The 14,879-nt window shown below is 65.7% G+C and carries 12 protein-coding genes; 6 read left to right on the top strand and 6 right to left on the bottom strand.

Annotated features, from left to right (window positions below; genetic code table 11):
• Nucleotides 1-43: 43 nt before the first annotated feature.
• The 3 genes from EPO41_RS27620 to EPO41_RS27610 are packed head-to-tail and all read right to left on the bottom strand — an operon-like array spanning nucleotide 44 to nucleotide 3,007.
• Nucleotides 44-1,165, bottom strand: coding sequence for a GNAT family N-acetyltransferase (locus tag EPO41_RS27620; protein WP_296332370.1), 1,122 nt, complete (start codon nucleotides 1,163-1,165; stop codon nucleotides 44-46).
• A 1-nt stretch (nucleotide 1,166) separates the two neighbouring features.
• The gene (locus EPO41_RS27615) at nucleotides 1,167-1,967 is read right to left on the bottom strand and encodes a class I SAM-dependent methyltransferase (RefSeq protein ID WP_296332368.1); all 801 of its coding nucleotides are present in this window, start codon (nucleotides 1,965-1,967) and stop codon (nucleotides 1,167-1,169) included.
• Nucleotides 1,964-3,007 carry a PIG-L family deacetylase gene (locus EPO41_RS27610; RefSeq protein WP_296332365.1) on the bottom strand — a complete coding sequence of 348 codons (1,044 nt, stop codon included), beginning with the start codon at nucleotides 3,005-3,007 and terminating at the stop codon, nucleotides 1,964-1,966. Before EPO41_RS27610 ends, EPO41_RS27615 begins: the two co-directional genes overlap by 4 nt.
• Before the next feature lie 83 nt (nucleotides 3,008-3,090).
• On the opposite strand from EPO41_RS27610, the gene EPO41_RS27605 reads away from it, so the two are divergent.
• From EPO41_RS27605 to EPO41_RS27585, 5 genes are all read left to right on the top strand, one after another.
• Entirely contained in the window at nucleotides 3,091-4,272 is a 1,182-nt protein-coding gene (locus EPO41_RS27605) for a glycosyltransferase (RefSeq protein WP_296332363.1), read from the top strand.
• Nucleotides 4,269-5,435 carry a glycosyltransferase gene (locus tag EPO41_RS27600; RefSeq protein WP_296332360.1) on the top strand — a complete coding sequence of 389 codons (1,167 nt, stop codon included), beginning with the start codon at nucleotides 4,269-4,271 and terminating at the stop codon, nucleotides 5,433-5,435. Before EPO41_RS27605 ends, EPO41_RS27600 begins: the two co-directional genes overlap by 4 nt.
• Nucleotides 5,436-6,583: 1,148 nt before the next feature.
• The gene (locus EPO41_RS27595) at nucleotides 6,584-7,918 is read left to right on the top strand and encodes an outer membrane beta-barrel protein (protein ID WP_296332358.1); all 1,335 of its coding nucleotides are present in this window, start codon (nucleotides 6,584-6,586) and stop codon (nucleotides 7,916-7,918) included.
• Between the two features lie 103 nt (nucleotides 7,919-8,021).
• Nucleotides 8,022-8,528 (top strand): polysaccharide biosynthesis/export family protein, encoded by a 507-nt coding sequence (locus tag EPO41_RS27590; protein WP_296332356.1) that lies wholly within the window; start codon nucleotides 8,022-8,024, stop codon nucleotides 8,526-8,528.
• A gap of 228 nt (nucleotides 8,529-8,756) precedes the next feature.
• Complete coding sequence (locus tag EPO41_RS27585; RefSeq protein WP_296332351.1) at nucleotides 8,757-11,093, top strand: AAA family ATPase; 2,337 nt, start codon at nucleotides 8,757-8,759, stop codon at nucleotides 11,091-11,093.
• Nucleotides 11,094-11,129: 36 nt separating this feature from the next.
• Here EPO41_RS27585 and EPO41_RS27580 read toward each other — a convergent pair whose 3' ends face one another.
• On the bottom strand, nucleotides 11,130-12,413 hold the full coding sequence (locus EPO41_RS27580) for a nucleotide sugar dehydrogenase (protein WP_296332349.1): 1,284 nt from the start codon (nucleotides 12,411-12,413) through the stop codon (nucleotides 11,130-11,132).
• 43 nt (nucleotides 12,414-12,456) lie between these two features.
• Nucleotides 12,457-13,149 (bottom strand): CDP-alcohol phosphatidyltransferase family protein, encoded by a 693-nt coding sequence (locus tag EPO41_RS27575; protein WP_296332347.1) that lies wholly within the window; start codon nucleotides 13,147-13,149, stop codon nucleotides 12,457-12,459.
• 63 nt (nucleotides 13,150-13,212) lie between these two features.
• On the opposite strand from EPO41_RS27575, the gene EPO41_RS27570 reads away from it, so the two are divergent.
• A complete protein-coding gene (locus EPO41_RS27570) occupies nucleotides 13,213-13,995 on the top strand; it encodes a class I SAM-dependent methyltransferase (RefSeq protein WP_296332345.1) in 783 nt (260 codons plus the stop codon).
• Nucleotides 13,996-14,106: 111 nt separating this feature from the next.
• On the opposite strand, the gene EPO41_RS27565 is transcribed toward EPO41_RS27570, so the two are convergent.
• Nucleotides 14,107-14,877, bottom strand: a complete 771-nt coding sequence (locus EPO41_RS27565; protein WP_296332344.1) for an SDR family NAD(P)-dependent oxidoreductase — start codon at nucleotides 14,875-14,877, stop codon at nucleotides 14,107-14,109.
• Nucleotides 14,878-14,879 lie beyond the last annotated feature (2 nt).

Raw genomic sequence — 14,879 nt, 5'->3', positions numbered from 1 at the left:
GCAGGTGCGGAATACGGTCGAATTCGCATGCACACTGCCCAACTTACCGGTGCGCGGGCCGTCTCCCCGTCAGCAAACGAAGCAACGCGCGCGGCAGTCCGAGTTCCACGAGGAAGCGGCGTGCAACGTCGAACAGGCCGTAGGCAAAGGCCCTGAAGCTTGCGTTGGCGTGGATGACGATCCGGTAGTTCACGTCGATCGTGTCGGTGTACCAGGTCTTGTAGGCGCCCAGGGTGCGCATGAAATCGAACTTCGTTCGCGTCTTTGCGTAGTGATCGACGAGTGCCAGCAGCAGCACCGCGCCGACGCGGTCGCGCCGGAACGCCCGATCGCGCGCCGGCATGTAGTAGTAGGCCTTCCGGTCATCGATGAACCCGAAATGCGCCGCCGCGATCTTGCCCTCTGACATCACGACGGAGAGATCGAGGTGACCTCGCATGCCTTCGCTGGCGACCAGCGCCTCGAAGAATTTCCCGTCCTTTTCCCGCCCCAGAGGACTGCCGGGCCAGGTCCGGATGTGCAGGGCGCGAAAGGCCGGCCAGAGCGTCTCGAAGTCGCTGCAGGCGACCCGTACCTCCAAGCCGCGCGCCGGTAGCGCCTCGAGCCGGCGGCGGATGCGGCGCAGCCGGCCGGTGTCCTCGATCGCGCGCCCCGGCCTGAGGTCGCGCACCGCCACCGGCGTCAGCATATGCGTACGTACCGTCCAGTCATGATGCGCCTGCGCTGCATTCACGATCTGGAACGTCGTCGGATCGCGGCTGCAGAACTGCTGGAGATCGAGGACGTGCCAACGATCGGCGTGGACCCTGAGGAAGTCCAGGATCGCGTTGACGGCGCGGCCCCGGTGGACGCCCGCTCGCACCAGGAAATTCTGATAGTCGGCCAGCCCTGCGACGATCGTCTCGGCCACCGTGACTCCGATGCCGAACGATCGTGTGCGGCGAAGGCATAGCGGCGCGAGGGCCGCGATCCGGCCGGTGGCGGCATTGCGCGCCACGACGATGAACAGCCCGTCGCCGGCCCGGCAGTGCCGGAAGAAGAGGAAGCTCCATTCCCAGCGATAGAAGATCTCCGGGAATTCCATCGCGTCGGCCAGCTCGTTCCACTCCGTCCGCAGGCGTTCGAACGCTTCGACCGACGTGACGAGCTCAACCGACAGGGCCATGTCAGGTGCGTCCCGGCTTGCGCGACATGTAGTAGATCCACGGATTGGGATCCTGGCGCAGCCGCGGATCGTCGCCCGCCAGGAACTCGCCGCTCTCGTTGCCGGCACAGGCGATGTCCACCATGCCCAGGTGGCGGAGCTCGGCCACGCCGATGTCGGGCCGGACATAGTAGAGGGCCGCTGACCGGAACGAATGAGTGCCGTCGTGGACGCGACCCGAGGCGAGCGGCATGCGGTACTGCAGCAGGCCGTTCTTCGCCCAGAACACGCTGGACCATTTCAACGATCGCAACGTCTCGCGCACGCTGCTGTGGATGCGGAAGCGGAAACGGTCGACGATCGAGGGGAGATAGTTCGAGTTGTGGCTGGAGAAGACCATCAGGCCGCCGGGCTTCAGGACGCGGCGCATCTCGCCCAGCACGGTCAAGCGTTCGGCCCGGTCGAGATGGTCGATGCCGTTGTAGCTGAAGAGGACGAAGTCGTAGCTCTCATCCGCCGCGAACCCGAGGTGGCGGGCATCGGCGACAGCGAACCGGAAAGACGGGAACGCCAGCCTGCAGTGCGCGATCATGGCGGCCGAATAGTCCACGCCGAGATAGGTCCTGGCGAGCGGGGCGAAGTGGCGGGTGGTTCGTCCTCCGCCGACGCCGATGTCGAGCATGTCCATCGTGCCGAGCGAGGGACGGAGCTGCGCCAGCAGCGTCTCCTCCGGCTTCTGCAGCCCGTCGGGCCGGGCATAGAGCGCCACGATGTCCGGCGACTCGTAAGCGGCGTGGGTGAGGTCCGCGGCCGGGCCGGTCATGCCTTGCCCCATTCGGCGTCCCAGTCGGTGATCGTCCCCATGCGGCCGATCGTACCGAGCTGAACCGGGAGGATCCGGTCAACGAGACGGGCCGGCAGGCGACGGCGCAGGGCCAGCACGAGGCGCAGATAGGAACGGTCGAAATCGAAGGGGCGGCGCCGGTGGAGGTTCCTCGCGCATGCGATCAACCGGTCGGGATAGCCGCGCGTCGTCACCAGGGAGGGGGCATTCTGGCTCACGAAGGCGGCCAGCATGCGCCGCTTGTCAGCCAGTTCCCGCGGCGACATGCGGAGCTTCAGGATCGTGCGTCCGTCGACGCCGTCCGGGGGGCCGTTGTAAGCGACGAGGCCGAACAGCCAGCGCGCGGCAAGGGCCAGGATGCGGTGAGGCGTGTTCACGAACGAGGCATACGGGCTGTATTCGGGCGCCTCGAACACCGCGAACCGGTCGGCCGGTGTGAGCAGCCGGTCGATCAACGCCGCAACCATGTCGTGATGGACGTGCCCGCCCTCGAAAGCCGGCATGACGAGCACGGTCGGGTTGAATTCGTCGATGACGCCGCGCAGGACCGCAGCAGCCTTGCGCAGTTTCTCCGGATCGCGACTTTTGAGCGGTGGCATGAGGTCGAAGAAGAGCAGGTCGTCCTCGCCGAGGCCGGCGACCCTCCAGGCGCCGCGCGCTTCCGCCTCGCGCCGCTCGGGCAGGTCGGGCGTTTCATCCCGCGCCAGATAGACCACGCGCGTGATGCCGCCCAGGCGGCCGTTGCGCAGGCCGAGCCCGCCGGCGGAGATGACGCAGTCATCTTCGTGAGGGGCCAGGATCAACAGCCGGCCCGGCTCGTCCCAGTCCATCCAGCGCTCGATCATGCGGGTTCGCAGCAGGGCGAGAGCGGCGAGGGCCACCAGCACCGAATAGAAGAGCGCGAAGGGCAGGGCGAACCAGAAGACGCCCGGAATGCGCGTTGCCAGCCAGAACAGGAAGGCGACTGCGGCGAGCAACGCCACGACGATCGACGGCCGGAAATCTATTCGGAGCTTCATTCGATCGCGGAGCCCATTCCTGCAACACCTATGCTATCAATTGCCACGGTACATCAAGCCCTTGCGAATCAGTGGACGAGCCGTTGCGCCTTCTTCACGTCGTTCCGACCTATCTGCCGGCGGTGAGATATGGCGGGCCGATCCGTTCCGTCCATGCGCTTTGCCGGGAACTCGCCGCGGCCGGTCATGACGTGCAGGTGTTCACCACCAGCGTCGACGGCCCGTCGGATAGCGATGTGCCGCTGATGACTCCGGTCGACGTCGAAGGGGTGAAGGTCACCTACTTTCCCAGCCGCGTGCTGCGCCGGCTCTACTGGTCTCCGCCGATGGGGCGAGCCCTCGCGGCATCGATCGCGGGCTTCGACGCCGTGCACCTGCATTCGGTATTCCTGTGGCCGATCCTCGCCGGCGCCCGCGCGGCGCGCGCTCATGGAATCCCCTACGTGATCTCGCCGAGAGGCATGCTCGTGCCCGAGCTGATCCGGCGGAAGAGCCGATGGGTCAAGGAAGCCTGGATCCGTCTGATCGACCGGCCCAATCTGGAGGCTGCCGCGGCGGTCCATGCGACGTCGACGGTCGAGGCGCAGCATATTGCCAGCTTCGGCTGGTGTCTGCCGCCCATCGTGATGATCCCGCACGGCGTCGACGATCCGCCACCGCCGTCGAAGGCGGCGCTGTCGCCTGATGTGGCCGCAGCGATTTCAGGCGGTCCGATGGTTCTGTCGTTCGGGCGGTTGAGCTGGGAGAAGGGGCTCGACCGCGTGATCGCGGCCCTTGCCGAGGCGCCTTCGGTGCGCGCGGTCATGGCCGGCGACGATGGCGGGCATGCCGCATTCCTGGCGTCGGAGGCGGCGCGCCTCGGTGTCGCCGACCGGGTGACGATCATCGCGCGGCATGTCTCGGGCGCCGATAAGGAGGCATTGTTCGCGGCGGCTCGCCTTTTCGCGATGACATCGCTGTCGGAGAATTTCGGGATCGCCGCCTTCGAGGCCATGCGGCGGGGCGTACCCGTCCTGGCCACGCCCGATGTCGGTATGTCGGAGATCGTGCGTGATACTCAGGCGGGGCTGGTGGTCGACCCGACGCCTTCCGCCATTGCCACGGGCTTGCGGGTGATGTTCGCCGACCCGGAGCTCTGCCGCCGGCAGGGCGAGGCGGGGCGGGCACATGTCACCGATCACTATGGCTGGCCTGCCGTTGCCCGGCGGATGGCCGAACTCTACCGTTCGATCGCCGGCGCGGCGCGACCGGGAGCCGCCGCGTGACGGAACTGTTCGAGCAGAGCCCGTTCGATCCGGCAAGGGAGCGCCGCATCGTCATCATCGCCGACTGGCTGCCGCCGGATTTCGGCGCCGTCGGGCAGTACATGCAGATGCGCGCGCAGAGGCTGGCGCAGCAGGGACACGAGGTCACGCTGGTCGGCTTGACGACGGGCGCCGGGTCGAAGGTCCATGAGGAAAGGGGCAGGGGCCGCCTGACTGAAATCCGTCTTCCGGCACGCCCGGTGCCGCGGGGGTCGCTGTCGGGTCGTATGCTGTGGACGATCGCCACGAACTTGCGCCTGCTCCTTGCGGCGTTCGGTCCGCTACGGGCCGCCGACGGCATCCTGTTCACCGGGTCGCCGCCGTTCCTCATTCACCTGCTGGTGCCCCTGAAGCTGCTGTGGCGCGGACGGCTCATCTACCGGATCACGGATTTCCACCCGGAATGCCTGATCGCGGCGCGGGACCGGCCCTCGCGTGGCCTCAGCCTCCTGCTGGCATTGACGAACTTCTGGCGCCGTCGTGTCGATGGCTTCGAGGTCCTGGGCGAGGACCAGCGGCGACGTTTGAGCGTGACGGGCGTTCCAGCCGACCGAATTGCCCTGGTGCGGGACGGCTCTCCCGTGACGTTTGTGCCGGATGGCCCCGTCGAGCCCCTGCCCGCGGACCTCGCTGGCAAGTGCGTGCTGCTCTATTCCGGCAACTATGGCGTTGCTCATGAGGTTGAGACCGTCGTGCGGGGCTACGAACTCCATCACCGGCAGGGAAGCGGGCGTGTCCTGCTGTGGCTTTCTGCCACAGGGGCCGGCGCGGAGGACGTTGCCAAGCGTCTCGGAAGTGCAGGTCTGCCGTTCCATCGGTCAACCCCAATACCGTTGGAGAGGCTGGCCGGGTTGCTCCGGGCACCCGCCGCGCACCTCGTGACCCTGCGCGATGCCTTCGTCGGCTATGTCATGCCGTCCAAGATTTACGCCTGTCTCAAATCAGGCAGGCCGGTGCTTTTTGTCGGCAGTGCCGATTCCGATGTCGATCTGCTTGGCCGCTCGGCGTCCGCAGGATACTGGCGGGTTTCATGTGGAGACTATGAAGGCTTCGGAGCGGCTCTCGAATCGCTGGCCGATCGAACCATGACCGAATGTTCCGGCCCAAGGCATCCATCGACCTGAACGGAATGACTTCTGGGTGGCCGTTAATTTCCTGTTTGCGTCTTTGCTGCAGCTTGTTCTCGCATGTTGCCACAATTCGGTGCCAAGATTTTTAACGGCAAGGGCATCTTCGGGTCGCAAATCCTTACGTGGATGAGGGAACTCAGGACCGGATCAGGGGCCTTGGCTTTTTGCATGCAATTCGCTAGTTTGTACGTTGACTTGGGTGGGACCTAATCGAGCTTCTCGAGGTGGGCCAAGTGGGTGTGCTGCCTCCGTAAAATTGACCCCGTCGTCACGCAGAGGCGCGGTTAGGTTGGGTAACATGTTAAAAATTGCACTCTGGACGCAGGGTTTCGCGGCGATATCGGTCCTCCTTTGGGCCGTAAGCGCGTCTGCGCAAGTTAGTCCCGAGATCGCACAGGCGCCACAGAGCGCCTCCCAGCCAGGGGCAGGTCCCAGTCAGCCTGGAACCGGTCCGATGCAGGGGGCCGGCCCGATGCAGGGCGCAGGCCCCGGCGGACCGGCAGTCGCCGGTGGTGGTCCGGCCGGTGATCCGCAGCAGGCTCAGCAGGCACCTCAACAGGGTGGGGGCCCGCTGCAGAATGCCGGGCCATTGCAGGGCACCGGTCCAATACAGACGGCCGGCCCGCTTCAGAGCGCAGGTCCCTTGCAGAGTGCCGGACCCTTGCAGAGCAACGGCCCGCTCCAGAATGCCGGCCCGTTGCAGAATGCGGCGCCGTTGCAGAACATCGCCCCCGATGGTGGTCCTCCGGGCGGGCTTGAAGGCCTGACCACGGCTGGCGGTCCCTTGATTCCTCCTCCCAACGACACGCAGTACTACGGCGCCAACTATGGTCCGGTAGGTGGCACCACCTGGCAGCAGTTCATTGCGGAACAGCTGGGCCAGCCGGGAGGGACCTCCGGTCCGACGCTCGTGAGCCTCGTGAATACCCTTCCGCCGCCGCCGCCGCAGCAGCCGTATACGCCGGTCGGAAATCCCCAACCCCCGTCGCCTCCGTTCCCGGGGCCGCCTGGGCCGCTCCCACCGGTTATCTATGACCCGACGACGCCGCAGCAGCAGAGTCCAAGGTAGTGTCCAGGGGAGTCTGCCGGGAAGTTTCTTCCAGCCGACCCTCGGACCGCTACCCGGATGGCCTCAAGAACCCATGGCAATTCGTGCGCATCGATCGCAACTGATTTGGTCGCCTTTTGTCGGCTGGGTCCTCCTGACATGCGCGGGGTCGGTCGCGCATGCCCAGATGGAATCGGCGTCGCCGGCTGCGGAGATATTGTTCGAGCAGACGCCGGCCGTGGATATTCCGGCGGACGTGCCAGTATCTTCCGTGGGGGCAGGCGAGACCGGCATCGCCATCGGCGCTTTCACCCTCTACCCGTCGATCGAGGTGCAAGGGGGGTACGACAGCAACGTCTACGCCACCTCGGCGCCGACCGTTGGATCGCCCTATACGCTCATCAAGCCGATCCTGGAGCTGAAGTCCGACTGGCTGAACCATTCGCTGCGCGTGGCGGCAGGCGGCGGCTTCGGCTTCTATTCGAATGCGACCTCCCAGAACTACTGGAACGGCTATGTCCAGGCGGACGGCCGCTTCGACATCCAACAGGATTTCTACGTCACCGGCCTCGTTGGCGTCCGCCGCCAGACGGAAGCACTGGGCACGCCCAACGCGTTGGTTGCAAGCTCACCGACGGTAGCTGATTCCCTTCCGGTGCAGATCGGCCTCTATCAGCGCTTCAACCGTTTCTTCTACGACGCGAAGGTTTCAGCTACCCGCTACAGATACATCGACAACAGCATCGTCCCCGTGGGCGGCCTACCGGCCGGAAGCCGCGATCGCATGGAGTATGAAGAGCAGATTCGGGTCGGGTACGAAATCGCGGATGGCATCGACGTGTGGGTCACGCCCGGCCTGAACCAGCGCATCTATGACCAGTTCATCAATTCCTACGGGCAGCAGCGCGATTCGAACGGCTGGTACGTGAACGTCGGAGCGACCTTCAAGCTCACGGAAAAGACCAGTCTGGAGGGGTTTGTCGGCTACACGAACCAGACCTTCCTGGTGGACGGCATTTCTACCCCGGCCTTGACGTTCGGATTGTCGGGCTCCTGGAACGGTTACGAGCCGCTGACAATCCGGCCGGCGTTCATGCGGTCAGTCAACGAATCGGCCTACAGCAACTACCAGAACTACATCTCGACGTCGCTCGGCATCGACTTCACCTACGATATCCATGACGCCTGGAAGATGGTGGGGGGTACGGGCATCAATCTTGCACAATACAACCCTGTGCCAGGTTCCGGCGTAGGGCCGCGCACCGATTACTACTGGCGCGCGTCTCTGGGTTTGCTGTATTCCCTGCGCCCGCAGGTCCAGATCGGCCCTCTGTACGAACATACCAGCGGACGGTCGACCAACGTCGCCGACGGTGGTCCGTCGTTCACTAGGGAAGTGATCTCTATTCGAGTCGTTGGAGCGCGGTGATCCGGTGAATCTGACTAGTTTCCTCTCCCGCTGCCTCGGCGCGCTCCTCGTAGCAATGGCACTGGCTGTTAGTGCCTGCGATCCGCAGCCGCCTTTGTCGACGATGACGATCCAGCAGCCCTCGCAGGGCACGCAGAACCTGCGGCTCGGCGAATACCGCGTCGCGCCCGGCGACCGGTTGCGTGTGACGGTCCTGTCAGACACGGAACTGTCCGGGGAATATGAGGTCGACTCGACCGGAATGATCTCGCCGCGCATGGCGGGCCGTGTGGTCGTGTTGGGCATGTCGACGCCGGAAATCGAGGCCATGCTGGCCGACCGCTATCGTTCGGGCGGTTATCTCCGGAATCCGCGGGTCAGCGTTGACCTGGTATCCCGGCGTCCGTTCTACATCATCGGCGAGATCAGCCGTCCGGGATCGTTCCCCTACGTATCGGGGATCAACGTCCTGCAGGCGATTGCAATCGCCGGTGGGTACACGCGGCGTGCCTCGAAGACGCGCATCACCATTCAGCGGTTCAATGCGCAGCAGGGGCAGGAAGAGACGGTTACGGAAGATTCCCCGGTGGGGCCGGGCGACATCATCCGAGTGCCGGAGCGTTGGTTTTGAAGGTTGGCGTAAGGCGTTCGAAGTAGAACGTCGGCGTAGGACTTGGGGATGGGGCGGCGTGGGGCCGCCCGCAGGATCGGTGGCGTGCAGGATGCGGTTCCGAGAAGGGACCGATGTGGTGCGTTGCTCGATCGGGTGTCGTCGCGAGTTGTCTTTTTCGCGGAGTGTAGTGGGATGGGATCGTTGCCTAGGGCGGACCAGATTGCGGATGAGCCCAGCCAGAATCGTATGGTGCCCGCATCGGAAGCGGCGGTGCTTGCGCCGGTGCGTCCTGTCGAATCGCCGAACGAGCTTTGGGAGTGGTTGCGCCTGCTCAACCGCCGCAAGGCGCTGATCATCGGTTGTGGCCTCATCGCGACCGCGCTCATGGCGCTGGTGATCGCCCAGGCCACGCCCCTCTACAAGGCGTCGTCGCGCATCATGCTCGACACGCGAACCTTCAAGGTGGTGAGCACCGAGGCCGCGCTGTCGGGCGTGGACACGCTCAACATGGGTGCAATCCAGAGCGAACTGGAAGTCATCCAGTCCGAGTTCCTGATCGGCCGCGTCGTCGACAAGCTCGGCCTTGCCAACAATCCCGAATTCAACGGCACCAAGCCACCGGGCTTCATCGACAATGCCCTCCAGCCGCTGCGGGACCTGTGGAGCACCGGCATTTCCACCCTGCTGGCACCGCCGCCGAAACCGCAGCAGGCGACGCCCGCGACTGCGCCGGCACGCGCCGGCCGACCGGCCGACGACAGCGATCCTCGCCGCCGCGCCGCGATCGGCGCCGTCGCCGGCCGGCTGAGCGTCACGCTGCTCGGCCGTACCTTCGTCATCCTGATCACCGTGGAAAGCCCCGACGGCACCATGTCGGCGCGCATCGCCAACGCGATCGCCGAGGCCTATCTCGCCGACCAGATCGACACCAAGAACGAGGCCAACCGGCGCGCCACGGAATGGCTGGAGCAGCGCCTGGCGGAGTTGCGTCGCAACCTGCAGATGGCGGAGGAGGCGGTCGCCGCCTATCGCCGCGACAAGGGCCTGGCCGGCAGCCCGGAGGGCGCCGTCTCGACCCAGACGCTGTCCGATCTCAACGCCCGCTACACCGCCGCCAAGGGCCGCCGCATCGAGCGGGAAGGTCGTCTGATCGCGCTGAGCAAGGCCAGCCTCAACCCGGGCGAACTCGCCAACATCCCGGAAGTGTCGGGCAATGCCACCCTGTCGGCGCTGCGCATCCAGGACGTCGATCTTACCCGCAAGAGCGCCGAGCTTTCGTCACAGCTAGGTGAGAACCATCCGAAAATCCAGCAGGTCCGCAACGAGCTTGCCTCGATCCGGGCTCGCTTCATCACCGAGACGCAGCGCATCACGCTCGCTGTCCGGGCAGAGCTCGACGCGGCCAAGTCGGAAGAGGACGAACTCAAGGAACTGGTCGACAAGGCGTCGGTGGTTTCCGGAGCGGCCAGCCAGTACGAGGCCGAGTTGAAGCAGCTCGAGCGCGAGGCGCAGTCCAATCGCACCCTGTACGAAGGATTCTTGACGCGCTTCAAGGAACTGCGCGAGCAGCAGGACATTCAGCGCGCCGATGCCCGTATCCTCGCCTATGCCCATCCGTCGGGCGCGCCGTCGTCGCCGAACTACAAGACCGGCCTGATGGGGGCGTTCATCATCGGCTCGCTCCTCGGCATGGCCGGCGCAGTCGCTGCCGAGAAGCTGGACCGCGTGTTCCGCTCGGCCTCCCAGGTCGAGGAAGCCACCGGCGTCGGGGTCCTCGGCATGGTGCCGGAGGTCAAGGGACCGGCGACCACGCGTTCCAACGTCGTGACGCACGTGCTCGAGAACACGACGTCGCCGGCCGCGGAGTCGATACGGGCGGTGTTTACCGCCATCAGCCTTGGAAGCCTTGACCGGCCGCCGCGCATCATCGCGATCACCTCGTCGACGCCAAGCGAGGGCAAGACGACGTTCGCGGCCGCTCTCGGCGGGCTGCTGACGAAGATGAACGCGTCGCGTCGCGTGCTGATCGTCGACCTCGACCTCCGCCAGGCTCGTCTTTCGGCGGCGCTCGGCCTCAAGGATCGTGGCGGCACGATCGACGAATACCTGATGGGCATCAAGACGCTGGAGGAGTGCACCCGGCGCCACGACCTGTCGGGCGTGGACTATATCTGCGCCCGTCCAAGTACGCCCAACGCGCCGGAAATCCTCGAGTCGCATGCCATGAAGGCAGCCCTCGGCGTCTTTGCGGAGCGCTATGATCTCGTGATCCTGGACGGTCCGCCGGTGATGGCGGTCTCGGATGCACGCATCATCTCACGCCTGGCCGACTACACCGTGTTCATGGTGCAGTGGGCGAAGACTCCGCGCGAAGTCGTGAAGACGGCGATATCGGCGCTGCTGAACGTCAGCTCCCATGTCGGTGTTGTCATCAATCGTGTCAATCTGGCCAAGCACGCACGCTACGGCTATGGCGATCATGGCGACTACTACTCGCGTTACCGAGGCTACTACGGCTCGGGTATCGACATGGCGGCCAATGCCGCAGGCCGGCCGCCGCTCACGCTGGCGTCGAAGGGTTAGTTCTCCACTGCCGCTGTACGGCTCGGCTCTGGCACCTCAGAGGCGCCAGAGCGTGACACCCTCGGGCGTGGCGGCACGGTCGAGCAGGCCCGTCACGTCGGCGACGAAGCCGCCGGCAGCCGGCTTCAGCAGAGGCTTGACGAGCGACCAGCCGCCCTCGCGATAGAGGCGGTGGGCGACCGCCAGGACCACCGCATCGGCCGGCTTCAATTCCTCGAGCGGGGTCAGTCCGAGGTCGTATTCCTCCCGCAGCAGTCCACCGTCGGCCATCGGGTCGTGAAGTTGGACCGTGATCCCGAAATCCTCGAGTTCGCGGACGATGTCGACCACGCGGGTATTGCGGATGTCGGGGACATTCTCCTTGAACGTGACGCCCAGCACCGTGACGATGGGGCGGCCATTGCCGGCATGCCGCATTACGCTGCGCACCACCCGGTTGGCCACGTGCACGCCCATGCTGTCGTTGACCCGGCGACCGGAGTGGATGACGTGGGGGTGATAACCCACTTCCTCAGCTTTGTGGGCAATGTAGAAAGGGTCGACGCCGATGCAATGGCCGCCGACGAGGCCGGGCTTGAAGGGCAGGAAGTTCCACTTGGTCCCGGCCGCCTCCAGTACGTCGCGCGTGTCGATCCCGAGCCGGTCGGAGATCAGCGCCACCTCGTTGATCAGCGCGATGTTGATGTCGCGCTGGGTATTCTCGAGGACCTTGGCAAACTCGGCGACCTTGATCGATCCGGCCCGGTGGGTGCCGGCCGTCACGACGGCCCGATAGGTCGCATCGACGATGTCGAGCACCTCGGGCGTGTCGGCCGACACGATCTTCAGGATGTTGTCGAAGCGGCGCTCCTTGTCGCCGGGATTGATGCGCTCCGGCGAGTAGCCGACGTTGAAGTCGGTCTTCCATTTGAGCCCGGAGGTCGTTTCCAGCACGGGAATGCAGACGTCTTCGGTGACGCCGGGATAGACGGTCGACTCGTAGACCACGATGTCGCCGCGCTTGAGCGTCCGGCCGATAGTCTCGGAGGCGCGTTTCAACGGAGCGAGGTCGGGCTGCTTGCTGGCGTCGATCGGCGTCGGCACCGTCACGATGTGGAAATCGCCGGCGGCGAGATCCCGGGGATCCGAGGAGTAGCGCAGGCCGGGTGCCTTGAGCAGAGCCGCCTCGACCTCGCCCGTGCGGTCGTGACCACGGGAGAGTTCAGCAATGCGGCGGCTGTCTGTGTCGAAGCCCAGTACCTGATAGCCGGCACGGCCGAAACCGACGGCGACGGGCAGGCCGACATAGCCCAGCCCGATGACAGAAATATGCCGTTTCATTCGATTCATTTCCGACAGCTCATGCCAGCGCTGGCATCTCCTATTAGTGGTCTTTCCCGGCCGGCGGCTCGTCGCGGGTGAGCTGGCCGAGCTGACCTATCATGCCCGCGACATAGAGGCCGAGATTGGCGGCGATCCAGACGATGCCGAGCATGTCACCATAACCCAGGCTCGTTCCGGCGATGTCGAGCGGCACGGGCGGCTTCAGATAGAACGCGGCGTTGAGTGCAAGAAAGAGGCAGCGCACTTCGGTCAGGCCGAAGCCGGCGCTGGCGAGATGAAAAGTGCGGGAGACCTCGGCGCGCAGCAGGGACTGGGCGGTCATCATGAGGTACGTCGCAAGACCGATGGCTGCGACATCCATGCGGACCAACCCGGACAGGCCGAGGCCGATCGCGAACAGGAACTGGCTCAGCACGTCGATCGACTGGTCGAGGAAGAAACCGTACCGGGGCCGTTCGATGCCGCGTCGCCGGGCGACGGCCCCGTCCAGCGAATCGCCGAACCAGTTGACGACAAGGGCGGCGTTCACCACCCAAAGCCATGCCGGGTTCCCTGCTGCCGGCAGGTAGGCCACGCAGGCTGCGACGGAGGCCACAAAGCCGAGAGCGGTCAGGAAGTCGGGCGCCATCCAGCGTGGCAACCGCGGGACGATCCATGCAATAAGCCACTGCTCCGGTACCGACAGCCAGCCTTGGTTCGATCGTGTGAGGGGGATTTCGCGGTCGGCTGGCATGATCCGGAGAGATTAACCCATCTCGTGTCATCCGTATTGTAGCAGGGGCTTGGTTTGACTTCGTTGATACCGCAGAGCCCCTGGGCTCGCCGCCTTGTCTACGAGATGGTATATGCTTGGCCGGGCAGCCGGCAGGCGACGACGTTCAATGTCGGCTTGGCTCCGGTTGATGCTGAGATCCTTACGGATCCTGCGCTGGCCGGCGACGCCTTCCAGCTCCAACTCTATGCCGAGCTGTTTTCCCTCGCGGGACTCGACGCCGAAGCGTGGCGGCGCAGTGCCGTGATCGAGGTCGCAGCGGGGTGCGGCGGCGGGTTGCTCTACCTATCGAGACGGTACCGCCCGCGCTCCGCCATCGGCGTCGACGCATCCGCCGTCGCTGCCTGGCGGGGCCGGCGGCTCGGCATCGATCTGCGGCAAAGCGACGCGACCCGCTTGCCGTTCGAGGACCGGCGTTTCGACTGCCTCGTCTGTGTCGACGCATTGAACTACTTCCCCGAAGCCGAGTTCATGAGCGAGGCGATACGGGTCCTGAAACTCTCTGGACGACTTCTCCTGGCTGACTCGTCGCCAACCTTTGCCGACGCCAGGGCGCGCTTCCAGCGCCTGGCGCGGTTAGGGGGACTGGCCGTCGACACACTTCGTGATGTCTCGGAAGGCGCCAGACGATCGCTCCGCGAGCGAAGCCCCCGCGCCGCGCGCGCCGTCGCCTGGGTGCCGCCCTTTTTGCGCCGCCGCGTGCGTGAGATGCTGAGCGTCGAGGGGAGCGAGCGCTACCGCCGATGGCAGACCGGCGAGCATTGCTTCGCAATGGCCGTACTGAGCCGGCAGGCCGTCGAGAGCTGAGCTATCGAGAGGCGCCTTTCGCTCGATGAAGCACTCTCGGGGTGAAGCGGCGCGAAAAGGTCGAGCCACTGATGGCAGCCACGGTCGACGGTTGCCCCGGCGACAGTCCTCCTACGGACCCACGTGGAAGCGGGTGTTCTTCATGCCACGGCGGCGGATCGCCTCCGGCACGAGCAGGCTGAGGCGCGAGAGCCAGAACGGGACGAAGGGAAAGCCGACCATGCCCCGATTGCGTCGCAGGCCGGTGAGAATCCGCGACGCCGCGTCGTCGGCCGAGATCTCGCCGGGACGAGGCCCGAGATGCCGGTCCGCCATCGCGGTGGCGACGAAGCCGGGGCAGGCGACGACGACCCTGATTCCCTCAGCGGCGACGGCATCACGCAGCGCGAGTCCGTAGGACAACAGGCCCGCCTTGGAGGCCGAGTAGGCGGGAGCGTCGGGCAGCGGTACCAGGGAGGCAAGCGAGGCCACGAGGACGATGCTGCCGCGCCCGTTCCTCTGCATGGCGGGCAGCACGAGATGGACGACATCGAGCGTCGCCAGGAGATTGGTTTCGAGCACCCGGCGCGCAACGCTGCCGCGCTCCACGGCCTCGCCCGCCGATCGCCCGTCCAGGATACCGGCATTGGCGATGAGCAGGTCGATGGCCGTCTCCCGGCCGACTTCCATGAGGAAGGCCTGGAGCGCATCGGTGTCGGAAACGTCGAGGCTGGCGATCATGCACGTCGCGCCCTTTGCCCGACAGGCGGCCGCCACCGCTTCGAGGCGCCCGGCATTGCGGCCCAGCAAGGCGAGCGTGCGGCCCGGTGCGGCGAGCGATCGGGCGAGAGCGGCGCCGATCCCGCTGGACGCGCCGGTGATGACGATCGTCCTGAAGTCCATGT

It is taken from the genome of Reyranella sp., from assembly GCF_004297265.1.
Taxonomy (GTDB): domain Bacteria; phylum Pseudomonadota; class Alphaproteobacteria; order Reyranellales; family Reyranellaceae; genus Reyranella.
Note: the sequence above shows the minus strand (reverse complement) of the source record. Positions and strands in the feature narration are given on the sequence as shown.

Coding starts and splice junctions, on each gene's coding strand:
- EPO41_RS27620 (WP_296332370.1), bottom strand. CDS start 1,165: ATGGCCCTGTCGGTTGAGCTCGTCACGTCGGTCGAAGCGTTCGAACGC.
- EPO41_RS27615 (WP_296332368.1), bottom strand. CDS start 1,967: ATGACCGGCCCGGCCGCGGACCTCACCCACGCCGCTTACGAGTCGCCG.
- EPO41_RS27610 (WP_296332365.1), bottom strand. CDS start 3,007: ATGAAGCTCCGAATAGATTTCCGGCCGTCGATCGTCGTGGCGTTGCTC.
- EPO41_RS27595 (WP_296332358.1), top strand. CDS start 6,584: ATGGCAATTCGTGCGCATCGATCGCAACTGATTTGGTCGCCTTTTGTC.
- EPO41_RS27590 (WP_296332356.1), top strand. CDS start 8,022: ATGACGATCCAGCAGCCCTCGCAGGGCACGCAGAACCTGCGGCTCGGC.
- EPO41_RS27585 (WP_296332351.1), top strand. CDS start 8,757: ATGGTGCCCGCATCGGAAGCGGCGGTGCTTGCGCCGGTGCGTCCTGTC.
- EPO41_RS27580 (WP_296332349.1), bottom strand. CDS start 12,413: ATGAAACGGCATATTTCTGTCATCGGGCTGGGCTATGTCGGCCTGCCC.
- EPO41_RS27575 (WP_296332347.1), bottom strand. CDS start 13,149: ATGCCAGCCGACCGCGAAATCCCCCTCACACGATCGAACCAAGGCTGG.
- EPO41_RS27565 (WP_296332344.1), bottom strand. CDS start 14,877: ATGGACTTCAGGACGATCGTCATCACCGGCGCGTCCAGCGGGATCGGC.